The organism is Raoultella sp. (assembly GCF_039594335.1).
Classification (GTDB): Bacteria; Pseudomonadota; Gammaproteobacteria; order Enterobacterales; family Enterobacteriaceae; genus Klebsiella.
Genome location: NZ_JBCNNS010000030.1, coordinates 1 through 16,489, shown reverse-complemented (window position 1 = coordinate 16,489; position 16,489 = coordinate 1). Strand labels below are relative to the sequence as shown.

15 protein-coding genes and 2 pseudogenes are annotated in these 16,489 nt (G+C 57.2%); 7 read left to right on the top strand and 10 right to left on the bottom strand.

The window, feature by feature from the left end:
* Positions 1-193: 193 nt before the first annotated feature.
* The 4 genes and pseudogenes from ACZAHD_RS07590 to ACZAHD_RS07575 form a co-directional block, all read right to left on the bottom strand.
* Positions 194-910, bottom strand: a pseudogene (locus ACZAHD_RS07590) (glutamine amidotransferase).
* Between the two features lies 1 nt (position 911).
* On the bottom strand, positions 912-2,606 hold the full coding sequence (gene cysI / locus ACZAHD_RS07585; RefSeq protein WP_462456230.1) for an assimilatory sulfite reductase (NADPH) hemoprotein subunit: 1,695 nt from the start codon (positions 2,604-2,606) through the stop codon (positions 912-914).
* A gap of 261 nt (positions 2,607-2,867) precedes the next feature.
* Entirely contained in the window at positions 2,868-3,245 is a 378-nt protein-coding gene (locus tag ACZAHD_RS07580) for an AraC family transcriptional regulator (protein ID WP_462456229.1), read from the bottom strand.
* Positions 3,246-3,617: 372 nt separating this feature from the next.
* On the bottom strand, positions 3,618-4,556 hold the full coding sequence (locus tag ACZAHD_RS07575; protein ID WP_462456228.1) for an AraC family transcriptional regulator: 939 nt from the start codon (positions 4,554-4,556) through the stop codon (positions 3,618-3,620).
* Positions 4,557-4,665: 109 nt separating this feature from the next.
* On the opposite strand from ACZAHD_RS07575, the gene ACZAHD_RS07570 reads away from it, so the two are divergent.
* Genes ACZAHD_RS07570 through ACZAHD_RS07550 form a run of 5 tightly spaced genes read left to right on the top strand, consistent with a single transcriptional unit; the run spans position 4,666 to position 9,019 of the window.
* Complete coding sequence (locus ACZAHD_RS07570) at positions 4,666-5,217, top strand: carboxymuconolactone decarboxylase family protein (protein ID WP_100683905.1); 552 nt, start codon at positions 4,666-4,668, stop codon at positions 5,215-5,217.
* A 32-nt stretch (positions 5,218-5,249) separates the two neighbouring features.
* Complete coding sequence (locus ACZAHD_RS07565; RefSeq protein ID WP_462456227.1) at positions 5,250-6,308, top strand: acyl-CoA dehydrogenase family protein; 1,059 nt, start codon at positions 5,250-5,252, stop codon at positions 6,306-6,308.
* Positions 6,305-7,105 carry an ABC transporter ATP-binding protein gene (locus ACZAHD_RS07560; RefSeq protein WP_191119119.1) on the top strand — a complete coding sequence of 267 codons (801 nt, stop codon included), beginning with the start codon at positions 6,305-6,307 and terminating at the stop codon, positions 7,103-7,105. Before ACZAHD_RS07565 ends, ACZAHD_RS07560 begins: the two co-directional genes overlap by 4 nt.
* Positions 7,089-8,279: an ABC transporter substrate-binding protein gene (locus tag ACZAHD_RS07555; protein WP_462456226.1), complete on the top strand. Its 1,191-nt coding sequence runs from the start codon at positions 7,089-7,091 to the stop codon at positions 8,277-8,279. The genes ACZAHD_RS07560 and ACZAHD_RS07555 overlap by 17 nt, the downstream gene beginning before the upstream one ends.
* A complete protein-coding gene (locus ACZAHD_RS07550; RefSeq protein WP_462456225.1) occupies positions 8,276-9,019 on the top strand; it encodes an ABC transporter permease in 744 nt (247 codons plus the stop codon). The genes ACZAHD_RS07555 and ACZAHD_RS07550 overlap by 4 nt, the downstream gene beginning before the upstream one ends.
* A 622-nt stretch (positions 9,020-9,641) precedes the next feature.
* On the opposite strand, the gene ACZAHD_RS07545 is transcribed toward ACZAHD_RS07550, so the two are convergent.
* Positions 9,642-10,217, bottom strand: a complete 576-nt coding sequence (locus tag ACZAHD_RS07545; RefSeq protein WP_462456224.1) for a flavodoxin family protein — start codon at positions 10,215-10,217, stop codon at positions 9,642-9,644.
* A gap of 33 nt (positions 10,218-10,250) precedes the next feature.
* The gene (locus tag ACZAHD_RS07540; protein WP_462456223.1) at positions 10,251-10,916 is read right to left on the bottom strand and encodes a DsbA family protein; all 666 of its coding nucleotides are present in this window, start codon (positions 10,914-10,916) and stop codon (positions 10,251-10,253) included.
* A 97-nt stretch (positions 10,917-11,013) separates the two neighbouring features.
* On the opposite strand from ACZAHD_RS07540, the gene ACZAHD_RS07535 reads away from it, so the two are divergent.
* Positions 11,014-11,898: a LysR family transcriptional regulator gene (locus ACZAHD_RS07535; protein ID WP_462456222.1), complete on the top strand. Its 885-nt coding sequence runs from the start codon at positions 11,014-11,016 to the stop codon at positions 11,896-11,898.
* Positions 11,899-12,147: 249 nt separating this feature from the next.
* On the opposite strand, the pseudogene ACZAHD_RS07530 reads toward ACZAHD_RS07535, so the two are convergent.
* Positions 12,148-12,728, bottom strand: a pseudogene (locus ACZAHD_RS07530) (SOS response-associated peptidase family protein); the annotation flags it as partial.
* A gap of 175 nt (positions 12,729-12,903) precedes the next feature.
* Between ACZAHD_RS07530 and ACZAHD_RS07525 the strand changes: the two are divergent.
* Positions 12,904-13,332, top strand: a complete 429-nt coding sequence (locus ACZAHD_RS07525) for a TOBE domain-containing protein (protein ID WP_100683897.1) — start codon at positions 12,904-12,906, stop codon at positions 13,330-13,332.
* Positions 13,333-13,521: 189 nt separating this feature from the next.
* Here ACZAHD_RS07525 and ACZAHD_RS07520 read toward each other — a convergent pair whose 3' ends face one another.
* From ACZAHD_RS07520 to ACZAHD_RS07510, 3 genes are all read right to left on the bottom strand, one after another.
* Positions 13,522-14,763, bottom strand: a complete 1,242-nt coding sequence (locus ACZAHD_RS07520) for an MDR family MFS transporter (protein WP_462456221.1) — start codon at positions 14,761-14,763, stop codon at positions 13,522-13,524.
* A gap of 11 nt (positions 14,764-14,774) precedes the next feature.
* Complete coding sequence (gene eitC, locus ACZAHD_RS07515; protein ID WP_462456220.1) at positions 14,775-15,536, bottom strand: siderophore ABC transporter ATP-binding protein EitC; 762 nt, start codon at positions 15,534-15,536, stop codon at positions 14,775-14,777.
* Positions 15,536-16,489 (bottom strand): FecCD family ABC transporter permease (locus ACZAHD_RS07510; RefSeq protein WP_462456219.1); only part of this gene is annotated, 954 nt, incomplete at its 5' end. The genes eitC and ACZAHD_RS07510, both read right to left, overlap by 1 nt.

Genomic DNA, 16,489 nt, shown 5'->3' with positions numbered 1-16,489 from the left:
CAATACAGCACCTATAACCGCAACGCCAGGCATAATCGGGATGCCCGTTCCTCGGGTGACGCCTGACACCGTCATCGTCTTCCCGGAAACCGTGAGTGCTGACAGGCTGCAGGTCGCAATCAGTAAAGCCACCGCACACAACGATGCTCTAATCTGAAGTACGGGGAGCGCGACAGTGGCACGTAATGCATGATTATGACTGGCAAAAGCGGGGGGCGTCATCCTTGCACCAGAGATAATAGAAGCGCCTGAGCAGCTCTGGTGGCCAGCCGGGTTCGCCAGGCATCTCGGCCATTTCCAACCCTTCTCCGCGATGTCTGAGGCAGGCGGCCATAATCTCCCAGGTAAATTCCGGGTGAAACTGCACCGAATACGCTGTGTCGCTATAGCGTAGAATCTGGCAGGCGTCCCGGGCGGAAAACGCCAGCACGCTGGCACCTTCCGGTGGTTGTAGCACGGTTTGCCGGTGCGAAAGCCAGGCCGAAAAGCGCCTGGGAAATGCCGTTAGCAGCGGGGCCGTGCTTTGTTCGGCGATCTGGATCAGCTGTAGCCCGCGTTCGCTCCCCAACGGATTATCAGCAACCACTCCTCCCAGCGCGTGGGCAATCAGCTGGTGGCCATAGCAGACGCCCAGTAGCGGCAGATTCAGGGCGTGAGCGCGGCGTATCCACTGAGCGGTCTTCTCGCTCCACGCCAGCCTGTCGGTGACCATCGCCCAGGAGCCGCTGATGATGGCGCCGCAGATGGTGTCGAAAGCGGGCAGGGGAACATGGTGATCCGGGCGAATAATCCGGTACTCCCCTCGGGTTAAGGCGAGCGCCTGAACGAACCATTGGCTTTACTCGCCTGTCGCCTGCCGGATGACCGCCGGCGGTTCGCCCATTTGAATAATCGCCAGCGGCCTGGCCATCTTAGTCCTGCAGATAAAAGTCGAGGCTGGAATTCAGCACTGGGCGAATAATCCCCGTCCGTACCACAAAGTCGCCGAACGCCTCATCCGGCTTAGCCGCCTGCGCCCAGGCGCTCAACAACGCGTCAAGATCGCGGATAATCTCCTCAAGCGGCTGGTTCTCTTTATAGAGGCGAGGAATACGTGTTCCCTCGCGGTTGCCGCCGAGGTAGAGGTCATAGCGGCCCACGGCGCGGCCCACCAGGCCGATTTCGGCCAGCATCGCCCTGCCACAGCCGTTCGGGCAGCCGGTGACGCGAAATATCACCGACCGATCGGCAATCTTGTTGCGTAATAAGATCTCGTCAAGGCGATCGACGATGCCCGGCAACACGCGTTCGGCCTCGGCCATCGCCAGCGGACAGGTGGGATAGGAGACGCAGGCCATCGCGCTTTTTCGCTGCGGCGATACGGTGTCATCAATCAGGGAATAGCGCTGTGCCAGGGCGTCAATCTGCGCACGGTTGTGCTCGCTGACGCCGGCGATAATGATGTTTTGATTGGGGGTTAAGCGAAAATCACCCTCGTGGACGGCGGCGATGGCGGCAAGGCCCGACTTGAGCGGCTTGCCAGGCTTATCAATTAATCTGCCGCTTGGGATAAACAGAGTGAGATGGTGCTTACCGTCGATCCCTTCGACCCAACCGATACGATCGCCGCGACCGCTGAAAGCGTACGGCCGCAGTGGTTGGAATGTCATGCCTGCCCGCTGCTCGACTTCCGCTTTAAACACCTCAATGCCGAGCCGATCGATGGTATATTTCGTTTTGGCGTTGCGTCGATTTGCGCGGTTTCCCCGGTCTCTTTGAGTGGCGACAACGGCGGTGGCAACCGCCAGCGTGGCGCTTAACGGAATATATCCCAGCTCCGTTGCAAGGCGCGGATAGGTGCTATGGTCGCCGTGGGTCATCGCCAGGCCGCCGCCGACAAGCACGTTGAATCCCGTCAGCTGCCCATTCTCGCCGATAGCAATAAAGTTAAGATCGTTGGCGTGCAAATCGACGTCGTTTTGCGGCGGGATGACCACTGCAGTTTTAAATTTGCGCGGCAGATAGCTGTTGCCCAGAATGGTCTCTTCTTCCGGCTGCGCGATTTTTTCACCGTCCAGCCAGACCTCGGCATAGGCGTTTGTTTTCGGCAACAGATGCTCCGATATCTTTTTGGCCCACTCGTAAGCCTGATGATGAAGCCCGGACTCCACCGGATTAGAAGTACACAGCACGTTACGGTTGACGTCGCCCGCCGTCGCCCGCGAATCGAGACCCAGCCGATGCAAGAGCCGATGAACCGGCTTGATATTGCGCTTTAGCACGCCGTGAAGCTGCAACGCCTGGCGGTTGGTGATGCGAATGCTGCCGTAAAGCGTATGCTGCGACGCAAACTCGTCGATCCCCAGCCACTGCTGCGGGCTGATGATCCCGCCGGGTAAACGCACCCGCAGCATCACCGTATGCAGCGGTTCCAGCATTTGCGCCGCTCTTTCCTGGCGAATATCGCGATCGTCCTGCTGGTACATGCCGTGAAAGCGGATCAACTGGAAGTTATCGCCGAGAAATCCGCCGGTTAATTCGTTATGCAGATCCTCTTTAATCGTGCCGCGCAGAAGCTGGCTCTGCTGTTTTAATCGCTCATTATCCGAAAGTTTATCATTGCTCATTATAGTGTTCTCAAAAATGTGCGGGTTAATTCGCCCGAAAATACCGGGAAATTACATCACAGCAGATCCTTAACCAACATGAACAGTTATTTGGTTAATTGATATAACAGTTGTTATAACCGCTAGTTCTAATTAATCATTATTCGTCCTGAACAGTTTTACCGTTATACCTTAGCAATTATTTTGCTAATGGCTGTTCGCGCTGCCGACAGGCGGCATCATGGCTGCGGTGATATTGAGTCTGCCAGTGCGAAAGGTGATTTATTTTTTATGCGCTGCGCCGGTCGGCAGGCTATCCACGGCAGGCACTGTGTACATATAGTGCTGAATCTGGCCGATAAACGCCTGTTTACTTTTGAAATTATATTTAAGGTAAGCTGAGGCGGTATCTTCAATCCCGAGGAGGATATCCATCATCGCATATTCAATCTTTTTATGGCTGATGTAGGCGCTTACAGTCGTTCCGGTTCGCTTTTTAAAAATACGATGTACATATTGCCGGGAAACCTGCAGATATTCAGCGAGATCATAAACTGAAATGTTATTTTTAATATGTTGATAAATATACTGGATGGCAAAATTAACCAATGCGCGGTCATTAGATATTATGCTGTCGGAGAGTTGAGTCTGGTGTTGCATAGATACTGGTTCTTGTTTGACTTTATCTTTTTATCATAGGCGATTTAAAACAGAACGAAATATACAATATTGTGGTTTTTATGGATAACAGTATTACGAGTGCCGCGATGATCAGGATTTTAGCGCAGGCATTTTGTATGTATCATTAACGCTCGTAGCGCGAGGCAATGCCTCAAGCATGGCCGATGCAATGAGCCATGCCGGACAGGGGCGAACTAAATGGCGAGTTTTGTCTTCACCATGCTGATCCAGCTGATGATTATCGGCCTGCCGGTCTGGAGTATACATGTCCACCTGCTGATCCGTGCTTAACGCAGGGTGCAGAGGCGGTTAGCGCAGCCCTGGCAGATTATCTGCCAGGGCTGTTTTGGTTCAGGCGGCGGGCGAGCGGCCATGAAATTGCTGAGCGGCAGCCTTGTCCCGGCACTGCTGGCCGTAGCGGCCGGGGGTGACGCCGGTGACGCGTTGAAACGCGCGATTAAACGCGGCCTGGGATTGATAGCCGACCCGTTCTGCGCTTTGCGTCAGGCTCACGCCGTTGGTGATGTGCTGGCAGGCGAGCGCAATGCGAATATGGCGCACGATTTCAGCCGGTGGCAGCGGCGAAACTTGGTTAAAGCGCTGAATAAACCACGAGCGCGAAAGGCCCGATGCGCGCGCCATGGTTTCCACCGTCCAGCAGCGTGCGGGGAACAAAACAATCTCCGCCATCAGATTAAGGAACTCCTTCGTCAGCGGAATATTATCCAGCGGGGTCTTCACCGTATGGCAGGATAAATAGTGGCGGATCACCATAAAAAAGAGTAATTCCGTCAGTGAAGCGATAAGTTTTTCACTGCGCAGCGCCGTCTGCTTCGCCTCCTGATTAATTACCGCCACCAGTTTGTCGATGGAGCCGGACCGGTCGTCCTGCGCTTTAAATACGATAACCTGCGGTAAAAAGCTCAACAGCATCTGGCTAATGGTGGTTTTAAAGGTAATAAAACCGCAGGTTAATGCGGTGCTGGTCTCATCTTTATAAGCGAGCGGTTGCATTTCCCGCACCGGCGCCCGGTAAGCGCTTTGCGCATTTTCATGGGAGGAAAGAACGAATGGACAATCCTGTAAGATAAAAACCATACTGCCTTTTTCCAGTCGCAGTGGATCAGCAGACAGGGCGCTGTGCAGCCAGCAACGCCCCTCCATCACCAAGTGATAGCTGGCTTTGCCGCTGCCAGAAGTACCGCCTTGCCATGAGCCGCAATATTTGCCCACATGGTAAACGGAGTTCTCAATACTCAGATTATCTAATAACCATTCGCTATTTAGCATAGTAAAAAAGAATAAATAAAGGACGAATGAACAATAATCAGCTTTTTATCAGTATTGCTCCCCGCGTTCAATAAAAACATACTAGTTGTAATTTAACTGGAGACTCATCATGACAAGAATTACCTTACAGACTCTGGCTGGCGCTCCGGAGGAATCAAAACCGTATCTGGAAAATGCCCGGCGCGCTTCAGGCTTTATTCCTAATTTATTACTGGCGCTGTCTAATTCGCCACAGGCGTTGGAAACATATATAACAGTCGGCGCTATAAATAATAATAACAGTCTATCCGCAGCGGAACGAGAAACGGTGCAATTAATTGCCGCAACTGTTCACGGTTGCGGTTTTTGTGTGGCGGGGCACAGCGCAACGGTTGAAAAGAAAAAAATCATGCCGACGGCCGATTTACAGGCGCTACGCCAGCGGCAGCCGCTGCCCGACCCGCATCTTGAAGCTATCGCCAGCTTCACCCGCGAGGTCATCGCCACGCGCGGCGCGGTTAGCGAGGCGGAATGGCAGGCGTTTCGCGCGGCGGGGTACGGCGAGCGCCAGGCGCTGGATGTGATCCTCGGCGTCAGCCTGGCTACGCTGTGCAACTTCGCCAACAGCCTGGCGCAAACGCCGCTCAATATTGAGCTAAGCCCGTGGGCCTGGTCCGACTGAACCTGGCCGCCCTCTGCTGAAGGAGAGTACGCATGCTACATCACTCATTACGCGAGTGGCTTGACGATCGGGCGGCGGAACTTGACCGCTCCGGCGAACACAGCCATGCGCTATTGCAAAAGCTGGCGGAAGCGAACCTGTTTCGTATCGGGATCGCGCCGGCGTCCGGGGGCAGCGGCGGTACGCTGCTGGACGCGATTGACGCCATCAGCGCGGTGGCCCGCCATTCGCTGACGGCGGCGTTTATGTTCTGGGGACACCGTACCTATATCGACATCCTGACCCAGGCGCTGCAGAGCGCATTACGCGAACGTATATTGCCCGATCTGCTGTCAGGCCGGCTGGCGGGGGCGACCGGTTTATCCAACGCGATGAAATTCCTCTCCGGGCTCGAAGAGCTGCAGGTCGGCGGCGTACCTGACGGGGTGGGGGGCTGGCGGCTCTCCGGGCAACTTTACTGGGTTACCAATTTGCAAATCCGCGGTTTCCAGGCGGTGGCGGTTGTTCAGCCTGATGGCAGCGGCGAACCGTTCATCGCCAGTATCGGATCCGGCCTTACCGGCGTGTCGCGCTCTGCCGATCTTGCGCTGATGGCGATGCAGGGCAGCGCCACGGCGGCATTGCGCTTTGACGATGTCGCGCTGGAAAAAGACGCGGTGATCCATCCTGCTGCCCGGACGTTTTTGCCTGCGGTGCGCCCGCGCTTTCTCGGTTTGCAGTGCGGCATGGCGCTCGGGCTGACCGAACGGATTCTTGACGAGTGCCGCGACCGATTAAGCGACGGCCACGTACTGCGCGGGGAATGGCAGATACTGCTACAGCGCTATCGCCAGATCCGCAGCGACCTTTACGCAGGGGTAGAAAGCCAGCGATTTGTACAGCAGCCCGGAGAACTGTTCCGGCTGCGCATCGGGCTGGTCGAACTGGCGATGAGCAGCATACAACTGGAACTGATGCTGGCGGGAGGCCGGGCCTACCTGTCGCCGCAGGGCGATCAGACCGCGCGCCGCTGGCGTGAATGCGCCTTCCTGCCGCTGGTCACCCCCAGCGTTGTGCAGCTGAAACAGCAGCTGGCAAGGCTGTCCTCATGACCGTTTTGCTGCATGCCAGCCGCCTTGAGGTGGGGTATCGCCGCGGTCAGGTGACGACCCGCTTGCTGCAGGATTTCAACTTTGCGCTGGCGGAAAATGAAATTGTCGCGGTGGTGGGAGCCAGCGGCGTCGGGAAATCCAGCCTGCTGCGGATCCTGGCCGGGCTGGAAAAACCGCTGGCCGGTGAGGTGAACTATCTCGGCCAGCCGCTGGACGGCCCGCATCCTCACCTTTCGGTGGCTTTCCAGGACCCCACGCTGCTGCCCTGGCGCACGCTGGAACACAATGTCGCCTTTGGCCTCGATTTCCGCCATCAGCCGCGGCTTAGCGCGCGGGAACGTCGGGAACGCGTGCAACAGGCGATTGCGTCGGTCGGCCTGAGCGCCCACCTCAGTAAGTTACCGGCCCAGCTTTCCGGCGGGATGGCTCAGCGCGTGGCGCTAGCCCGATGCCTGGCGCGGCGGCCGAAGGTCATGCTGCTTGATGAGCCGTTCAGCGCGCTGGATGAAGTCACCCGCCACGACATGCAGCGGCTGTTGATCGCTGTGCTTAATCAACACCGGATGTCGGCGCTGCTGATTACTCATGACATTGACGAGGCGCTGCTGGTGGCGGACCGGGTTATTTTGCTGGGCGGCGCCCCGGGTCGTCTGATGGGCGAATGGTCCCCGCAGATCCCCCATCCGCGCGATAATGCGCTGGAGGCGCTCGCCACCCTGCGGCTGGAAATATTGAAGAAACTGCGCGATGTACGCGCGGATACTGATGCGGAGAAACGCCATGTGCCTGATGTGTGATGCGATGTCGCGACGCGACTTTCTGAAACTGAGCGCGCTGCTGAGCGCCGGAACCGCTCTCCCGCTGATAATGCAACAGCAGGCACGCGCTGCCGTTGAACCGGACGCGCCGGTCAGAGTGGGTTATCTGCCGATCACCGATGCGGCGCCGCTGCTGGTGGCGCACGGGCTCGGTCTGTTCGACAAGGCCGGGGTGAAGGCCGAGCGTCCGGTGATGTTCCGCAGTTGGTCGCAACTGACCGAGGCGTTTATCGCCGGCCGGGTGAACGTGATTCATATGCTCTCGCCGGTGACGATCTGGGCGCGCTACCAGGCGAAACTGCCGGCCAGGGTGGTAGCCTGGAACCATACCAACGGCTCGGCGCTGACCGTGGCACCGCAGATTAGTCGCCCCGAAGAGCTGGAGGGGAAAACCGTCGCCGTGCCTTTCTGGTACTCAATACATAACGTGGTGCTGCAGCAAATATTACGCAGCGCCGGGCTGCAGGCGGTCACCGGCGTGCCGGGGAAAAAGCAGGTTCGCCTGCTGGTGCTTTCGCCTGCTGATATGGTGCCCGCGCTGGCGGCCGGGCAGATTCAGGGCTTTATCGTCGCCGAACCGTTTAACGCGCTGGCGGAAGCGCGCCATGTCGGGCGGATCCTGCGTTTTACGGGCGACGTCTGGCAAAACCACGCCTGCTGCGTGGTAATGATGCACGATAGCGATCTCAGTACGCGACCAACGTGGAGCCAGAGCGTGACCGATGCGCTGGTTAACGCCCAGCGGTGGATCCGCCAGCATCGGGCGGAAACGGCGCAACTGCTGGCGCGCAGCGATGAGCATCGCTATACGCCGCACGATGCTGAGGTGCTTCGTCAGGTACTGCTGCCCACTCCGGCGATGCAGGCCAGTTGGCAAAAGGACGGCGCGATCCGCCACGAAGCGTGGCGCCAGCAGCGGATTGATTTCCAGCCCTGGCCGTACGCCAGCTATTTCGCATCGCTGACCGAGCAGCTGAAGCAGACGGTAATGGAGGGAGATCGTGATTTTCTCACCCGGCTCGACGGACATCAGGTCGCCGCCGAGCTGGTGGCGTCGGATTTCGTGCGTCAGAGTATCGCCCGTGTCGGCGGCATGACCGCGTTTGGTCTGCCCGACCAGGCGTTTGACCGTGAGGAAACGATCGCGCCATGAAGTCGCTTTTCATCCGTATTGGCTGGGCGCTTCCCGGTCTTACACTTCTGCTGCTGCTCTGGGGTGCAATAACGCACTTTGCCGGGGGAATGGCCGGGCTGTTTGCGCCGGAAAATGCCTTCCGCAGCCTGCTGGAGATGCTTGTTCAGGGGGAACTGATGCGTAATATCGCCATCAGCCTGTCGCGTGTGGCGGTTGGACTGGGGCTGGCGATAATGGTCGGTATCCCGTGCGGCCTGCTAATTGGCTGCTCGGCAGCAAGCGAACGTCTGGCGATGCCGGCGCTGCAGTTTCTGCGCATGATCTCGCCGCTCTCGTGGATGCCCGTCGCCGTGATGCTGCTGGGGATCGGCGATCGCCCGATCTGGTTCTTGCTTAGCTTTGCCGCCGTGTGGCCGGTGCTGCTCAATACCGCCAGCGGCGTCAGGCAGTTGCCCCCCGGCTGGCTGCTGCTGGCCCGTTCGTTGAGCGCAACGCGCCGGGAAACGCTCTGGCATATTATTCTGCCCGGCGTTCGCGCCCATATTCTCACCGGTGTCCGGTTGGCCATCGGTATCCTGTGGATTGTGTTGGTGCCTTGTGAAATGCTGGGGGTCAGCTCAGGGCTGGGCTATGCCATCCTTGATGCCCGTGACCGACTGGATTATTCCGCCCTGATGGCGGTGATTGTGACTATCGGTGCTATCGGTTTTCTGATGGACTGGCTGGCCAGATATTTTATCCGCACGGTGAGCACCTGAATTCTCTTAACCCCCGCCGAGGGCGAATGTTCTCGGCATGTCGTTGCGCATCAGCGCATCGGCGTAGAAATCAGAGACGCTGCTTTCACGGATCGCCTGAGGTTGACAGGGGGGCTTCGCCCGGTGGCGCGGCCACGGTTCTGACCCTGTCGCGATGGGGATTCCCGCTAACCCGCACGTCAAAATGATACTGCTGCATAGGTCAGCAGTTGCTCGTCGCTGACCTCCTGTGTCAGAGACTTCGACAGAGAACGCGGGCGGCGTGCACCAGCAGCCCCTCAGCTGCTGTTCGGCGTTCCTGAGCCGGCCATCGCCAGAAAATGCGGCTTATCACCTGCGCACTGCCCAGCCTCATATATTTTGCATGCGGAATAGTTGCCATCAGGTGACACTGTCGCGGGAAGTGCCCGTACGTTGACCAGGACTTTTGCGTCAGCGCCCGAATTTTCAGTTGCTCTCAAGATAAAGGTTTGCCCATTCCGCAGTGTCTCTGATAACCGTGAGTATGGTTTCGGCTGATGTCCTGACAGGTTCGTCCGTCAGTCGGGTGTCTGCTGACGCCACATTTAATCAGCGCTTTCCCGGAGCGGGAAAGCGCCATTCTGGTCAGATAAGCCGGGTATCAGCCTCTGAGACGGGCGGCGGTTTCCGCTACGCGCTGCCCCAGCAGCCTTGCCGTCTCCAGGTCGCCGCTGCGAGGAGCCTCATCCGGCGACGCGTCGGACGGGGATATGGCCAGTGCGCCGGCAAAGCCGGCAGTCCAGTTGACGTCCTGCGGACCGCTGGCCTTGGTGTTGGCGGGTAGCTGACCCAGTCCGACCCAGACCTGGCTGTGCTGCTGGGATAGCGTCCACTGGTACTGGATGGCGGAAAACTTATCGCCGTTCACGGAGGCAGAGTTAGTGAAGCCAGCCGCCACGGTGTCCTTAAGCGCCTGTTTTACCCATAGCTTTGACGAGGCGTCGGCAAACTTTTTGAACTGCCACGCCGGGCCACCCATGTAGGTCGGGGATCCGTAAATCACTGCGTCCTGCTGAGCCAGCAGCTCAAAACTGTCCTCCGGCAGGTCGCCGTTTTCATCAATACGCAGAACGGTGACGTCGGTTCCGGCCACGCTGCGCGCACCTTGCTCAACGGCTTCCGCCTGCTTTGCCGTGTGTCCGTAACCACTGAAGAATACGATTGCTACTTTTGCCATGTCAGTTTCCTCGGTTGTGATAATCCGTATTGGTTATGTCAGTGATGGTAGCTCTGCCAGCGCTGCGCTGATGCTTTGCATCCCGCCGTACAGAGCATGGCCGCTGATGACGTGCTCAGCATCGTCAGCGGTTGCCAGCAGCAGGGGCACGCCCCTGACGCCTTTTTCGCTCATGAGACGCTGTACTCGGGCAGTGCGCAAGTCGGAGAGACTGCGCAGTCCATCGTCAGCCTCAAGCCTGTCCGCCAGCTCAGCGCCGCCGTCAGTGCCGTGCTCCTGCGCCCATGTCGTGCTGATATCCGCCACCACGTCGCTGCGTGAGGTGTCCTGGCCATCCACGTAGCGGGCATGCTGCAAGGCGTGAAGCAGGCCCGCTTCGGCGGCCGCACCGGCGTGCTGAAAGGCGGTCAGCGCGCGGTTCATGTACGTTGAGTCAAAGCTGCCGCCAGAGAGCAGGAGCCGGTGATAAGCCTCACTGAACGGCTGGCCGGTCAGCGACGCGATGCGTTGGTCGTTGCTCCAGGCGTGCCCGGCCCACAGCGCCGTAATCTGGCGGGCGCCGTCGCCGCTGAACAGGCCGCAGGGCATCAGCTCCAGGCGGTCGCCGTAGTGTCGGGACAGATAATCCAGCGCTGGCGCGCTGGCGTAGCACCAGCCGCAAAGCGGGTCAAAAATGTACTGCAGCTTGTCGATATGCACGTTGCCATCTCCGTAAATCAGTTGCGTCCATCATATTTGGATTCCGCAATCCGAAAAACAGGCATACAGTAGACACATTGTTGCATGAGGTGAGCGAATGGACAGATTTACGGCACTGCAGGTCTTTTCTGAGACGGTTAAACGGGGCAGTATTTCGGCGGCGGCCGAACATCTGGGCCTGTCACGGGCCATGGCGTCGCGCTATATCGCCCTCATGGAGGAGTGGACGGGGTCGCGCCTCCTGCACCGGACGACCCGACGGTTAAGCCTGACGGTACCCGGAGAGCAGGCATTACTGCTGTGCCACGATATCCTGGCGTTGACAGACGGGCTGGCGGCGATGGACCCTGGCATCGTGTCCGCGCCCAGAGGCAAGCTGAAGATAACCTCCAACTCCATCTTTGCGGAGTTCTGCCTGACGGACCTGATTATCGACTTTCTGGCCGCCTATCCGGAGATTCAGGTTGATCTGCAGGTTGCGGACAGGACCGTTGACCTCGCAGAAGAAGGCATTGACCTTGCCATCCGGGTTTCCAGCTCGATTGCACCTAACCTGTACGCCCGTAACCTCGGCCACTGCTCCTCAGTGCTGTGCGCCAGCAAAGTCTATCTGGATAAACACGGCGCGCCCGGCGGCCTGAGCGATCTGAAAAACCATAACTGTCTGACCTATACCTATTTCGGGCAGAGCGTGTGGCGGTTTCATAAAGATAATGACGTGGTCAGCCTGCCGGTCACGGGCAGCGTCAGCACCAACGAGGCGGCCATCCTGCTGAAGGCGACGAAGATTGGGGCGGGAATAGCCATACTGCCGCTTTTCGCCGTGGAGCATGAGCTTATGACGGGCAGGCTGGTTACGCTGCTGCCGGAGTATGAGCTTGACAGGCTGGAGGTCAGCGCAGTCTACCTGTCACACAAAAAAATGCCGCTGGCCCAGCGAGTACTGATTGATTATCTCGTCAGCCATCTTCGGCTTCCCTGAATCGCAGATGCGGGTAACGGACTATCCTCTTTTGGAGCATGACTGCCGGCACGATGAATGCGACCAGTGAAGCTAAAAGAAGGTGACAGACAGCAAGATAAGACATACGTCATGTTGATGATGGCATCGTAGTATCAGGTATGTACGCTTCTGGCGGTGAGTTGAACGGGTCGATGCAAGACTCTCCTTCATCAAGGGGGACGTTGCCATGAAACGAAGCTCGCGGATTAACTCCACGCCAGCCCTTATAATGAGATCTGCTCCGTGATTTTTCACGTTGCCAACAGCACGGGATACAGGGCGCCAGATGAAATGGTCCTCTGACACCGTACCGTAGGTGGCGATTTCTCCCGCCTTTACTCCCCCGAGAGCCTGCCTCATCCATTCACACGTGCTTGCGCAACCTGGACGTCTGACTAGCGGTCGTCAATGTCTGGCAGGTCCTGAACGGCTGCAGTGGCCACCAGCAAAAAGCCCTCGGATTCATCCCGGCGTTCGAACGGTACGCTGCCGATTGCCGCCATAAAAATAGGTTGTTCGTCTTTTCTGTGAATGATCCCGCCCTGTTTCATTCATCCCTGCCGTCAGCAAAGCAAATTGCCCGGCCATATTGCCAAAGGGGTTTCAACATCCGGCTTGCCGCGGTAGTTTCAATGCGGGCGTTAATGAGTGCTGGCTACTTCCCCCCTCCGGCGCGTAACCCCAATGAACCGGATCGAGGTGCAATTGTTCATCGTTCACTCAGGTGCAGTACGCGAGTACCTGGCAACGTTGTAACGTCCAATTGGTTCGGGTTCATAGGTCATGTCACGATCTGCTTCTTCTGCCAGCTAAGCCAGATATTCTTCGTCTGTCTGTGATTGCGCAAACTGGAGAAGGTACATCGCCATCACGTTCTGATGGCTGTTTTGAAAGTAGCGAAAAACCATTATAAGAAAGTGGGTATAGATGAGGATGGTTTAACTTGATATAACACATTCTCTCATCTCACCTGGAGGCTACTATATGGCAATTTCGGCTAGAAACCAGCTGGTTGGTACGGTCAGCGCGACTGAACGCGGTGCCGTTAACGATGAAGTTGAATTAACCCTGAAAGATGGCGCTAAACTGGTTGCCATTGTCACGTCAAGCAGTAAAGCCGCACTGAGCCTCGAGCCGGGGAAAGACGTCATTGCGCTGATTAAGGCGCCCTGGGTCACACTGGCAACCGAAGACTGTGGGCTGAAATTTTCAGCGCGTAATCAGTTTGCTGGTGAGATTAGTAAGGTCACGCCAGGTGCGGTGAATGCCACAGTGCATGTAAAAACGGATGCGGGGTTTGAAATTGTGTCCGTCATCACCAATGAAAGCTGTGAAGAGTTGCAGTTGGCTATTGGTGTTCGTGTGATTGCATTGATCAAAGCCTCTTCCATCATCATTGCCACTCGCGCATAAACTAAAGCCTGAAAGACGTCTGGAATTGACGATTTTTTATCGCGGTGATTCGTTTAATATCAGAGAAAGATCTGCCTCGCCGTGGCGGGGCTTTTTTTATATCAATCACACTCCGCCTTCACAAACGCGCTTAATCCGACAGATCCCTTATCCGGCTCCGGTTGCAACGCTTTCAGAGCCGTAAGAGAGTCAGGTTGTGAGCGGCTTTTGTAGCGGACGACAAATGACAGCCAGAGCAACGGCGCTACACAAGGGAAACAGCGCCAGCAGTAGCCACGGATAGATGGCCCGGACGGAGGGTACAAGTGCCTCATCCAGCAACGGGCCAAACAACAAATTACCCATTAGCACCGCGAAACCTCCGGCGGTGGCTAGCGCGCCATAGTGCGCACCAAGCGTCGACTCGTCGGCAAACAATGGGATCAGATCTTTTGCCGAGGGGACCAGCAGCATCTGCCCCAGCGTTAACAGCGTCACAAGACATACTGAAGGGATTAACCGCAACCAACCTTCCGCCGGTTGCGTCGCCGCGAACATAGCCACGCTCACAAAAGCGGCGGAGAGCAGCAAAAAACCAACCGGTAAAATTTTAACCGCCCCCACTCGTCGAGCGAAGCGCGCAAGCGGAAGCTGGAAGGTAATAATCAGGAGAGAGGCCAGCATAAAAAGTGGGCCGAGATCTTTCTCGCTGCCTCCTGAGCGCTGAATCTCCACCGGTAGCGCCAGATAAAGCTGGTTGTAGCTCAAAAGCCACGAGCTGTAGGCAATGATAAAGGCGACGAAACGCGGCTGGCGGAATGTCGTCCACCAGGGAAGTATTTTTAACGCCCGTTTGCTGTCATGAGGGGCAGGGAGGCAGAAGTACAGCACAACTAAGGCGACGACAAAGACGCCAGCGCCTGCGAGCGCAACCTGGCGAAAGCCGAGCCCCGTCAACAGTGCACCTGCAACCGGGCCTAGCACGGCGCCGAGTTCACCGCACACGGCAAAAAGCGCAAACCACTCCGCGCGGCTACGCTTGCCGTTTGTTTCGCTTTGTGTCCCTGCTTTTGCCAGTAGCGCTTCAATAGACGGGGAAAACAGTGCTCCGCCGATGCCGGTAAGACATGCGCCCAGAATGATGGACCACAGGGATTGTCCGCATGCCAGCAACAGATAACCCGCAATACGAATCATGCAGCCGCACAGGATAACGACCTTCGCTCCGTAGCGGTCAGAGAGTGCGCCGCCGATGATAAACATCCCTTGCTGTGAGAAGGTGCGCAGTCCGAGAACCAGCCCGATAACTCCGCCGGAGAGCAGCATATCGTCGCGTAAAAAGAGGGCGAGGAAAGGGACGACCGCATAAAAGCCAATGTTGAAAATAAACTGGCTGCCCAGTAAAACGGGCGGCCGAAGCGTTGTGACAGGGCGCAGAGACAAAAGAGACATGTTACCTGAACCTAAACGATAAAATGGATGTGTTTTTTGCCATGGAAGCGTGAGGTCTCAATTTTCGTTTTCACCCGAAACACCGCCCAGAGAAGTTCTTCGGACAGAATGTCCTGCGGTGTCCCGCTAGCGATGATCTGTCCTGCCTGCATCACGATCAACGCATCACAGAACATCGCAGCATGGTTGAGATCGTGGATGGCCACAATACTGGTGACGGGTAACTCACTAATCAATTGCATTAACTGCATCTGATGGTGGATGTCCAGATGGTTGGTCGGCTCATCCAGCAGGATCTCGGTGGGAGTCTGCGCCAGTGCGCGAGCAATATGTACCCGCTGGCGTTCCCCGCCGGAGAGACTCAGCCAGCCCTGATCGCTTTTTTCCAGCATGTCCACTTTTTGCAGGGCGGCGGTGACGGTCTCGTCATCATGCGTACTCCAGTTCGAAAAAGGAGAGTGATGTGGAATACGCCCAAGTTTTACCACATCGCGAACGCGCATATTGGCATCGGTCATGCCATGTTGCTCAACGAAGGCCACCCGGCGGGCAAACTGCTTTTTGCCCACGCGGGAAATGTCTTGCCCGTCGAGCTTCACGCAACCACTATCCGGGCGACGCAGTCCCGCAAGGATACGCAGAAGTGAGGATTTGCCGCAGCCATTAGGGCCGAGAAGCCCCACGGTCTCGCCGCGAGAAACGTCCAGCGAGACACCATTGACGATGACTTTTTTGCCTACCTTCCAGGTAATATTGTCAGCGGAGATACTCATTACTTATTCCTTGAGCGGTAGATAATCACGGCAAAGAAAGGCACACCGACCAGCGCAGTCACCACGCCGACAGGAAGGCTTTGCGGCGCGATCAGCAAGCGCGAAGCAATATCGGCCAGTACCATCAGGATCGCGCCTGCCAGGGCGCTGGCAATTAGCAGCGTACGGTGCAGGGGACCAAAGAAGAAACGCATCATATGGGGAACCACCAGCCCAACAAAGCCGATAGAGCCCGCCATACTGACGATGGTCGCGGTGATGAGGGCGGTAACAGTGAAGAGAACCAGCCGCACCCAGGGCACGGCAATGCCCAGTGACGCGGCGGCATCATCACCGAAAGTAAAGGCATCCAGCGCCCGGGAATAGTAGAGGCAAACGGCCAGTCCAGCCAGCACTACCACCAGCACCAGCTGGAATTCAGGCCACCGCACGCCACTAAAGCTGCCCAGCAGCCAGAACATCACATCACGCGCCTGCTGCGCGCTGGCAGAGGTGCTGATGGTATAAGCGGTAATCGCATTGAAGAGCTGGGAGGCGGCAACCCCTGCCAGAATGGTGCGTTCATTACCGCCGCGCGCGCCGTTGGTCAGGAAGGCGACAAAGGCAAAGGCTGAAAACGCCCCGGCAAATGCGCCAGCAGAAAGAGAGATCGCCCCGGTACCGATTCCCAGTACGACCACAGAAACCGCCCCCGTTGACGCACCTGCGGAGACGCCAAGCACGTAAGGCTCAGCCAGCGCATTCTTTAGCAGGCTTTGCAAAACGGCGCCGCAAATAGCCAACCCGGCGCCACAGCATGCAGCCACCAGCGCGCGGCTCAGACGAAAGTCCCAAATCACGCTTTCATAGATGCGGCTGAGCGGAACGTTACTCCACCCCATTTTATTGCTGATGGCATAAAAGACGTTTTGCAGAGGGATCGAAAGCTCACCCACGCTGACACTAAGGGCTAT

Coding starts and splice junctions, on each gene's coding strand:
- cysI (WP_462456230.1), bottom strand. CDS start 2,606: ATGAGCAATGATAAACTTTCGGATAATGAGCGATTAAAACAGCAGAGC.
- ACZAHD_RS07580 (WP_462456229.1), bottom strand. CDS start 3,245: ATGCAACACCAGACTCAACTCTCCGACAGCATAATATCTAATGACCGC.
- ACZAHD_RS07575 (WP_462456228.1), bottom strand. CDS start 4,556: ATGCTAAATAGCGAATGGTTATTAGATAATCTGAGTATTGAGAACTCC.
- ACZAHD_RS07570 (WP_100683905.1), top strand. CDS start 4,666: ATGACAAGAATTACCTTACAGACTCTGGCTGGCGCTCCGGAGGAATCA.
- ACZAHD_RS07565 (WP_462456227.1), top strand. CDS start 5,250: ATGCTACATCACTCATTACGCGAGTGGCTTGACGATCGGGCGGCGGAA.
- ACZAHD_RS07560 (WP_191119119.1), top strand. CDS start 6,305: ATGACCGTTTTGCTGCATGCCAGCCGCCTTGAGGTGGGGTATCGCCGC.
- ACZAHD_RS07555 (WP_462456226.1), top strand. CDS start 7,089: ATGTGCCTGATGTGTGATGCGATGTCGCGACGCGACTTTCTGAAACTG.
- ACZAHD_RS07550 (WP_462456225.1), top strand. CDS start 8,276: ATGAAGTCGCTTTTCATCCGTATTGGCTGGGCGCTTCCCGGTCTTACA.
- ACZAHD_RS07545 (WP_462456224.1), bottom strand. CDS start 10,217: ATGGCAAAAGTAGCAATCGTATTCTTCAGTGGTTACGGACACACGGCA.
- ACZAHD_RS07535 (WP_462456222.1), top strand. CDS start 11,014: ATGGACAGATTTACGGCACTGCAGGTCTTTTCTGAGACGGTTAAACGG.
- ACZAHD_RS07525 (WP_100683897.1), top strand. CDS start 12,904: ATGGCAATTTCGGCTAGAAACCAGCTGGTTGGTACGGTCAGCGCGACT.
- ACZAHD_RS07520 (WP_462456221.1), bottom strand. CDS start 14,763: ATGTCTCTTTTGTCTCTGCGCCCTGTCACAACGCTTCGGCCGCCCGTT.
- eitC (WP_462456220.1), bottom strand. CDS start 15,536: ATGAGTATCTCCGCTGACAATATTACCTGGAAGGTAGGCAAAAAAGTC.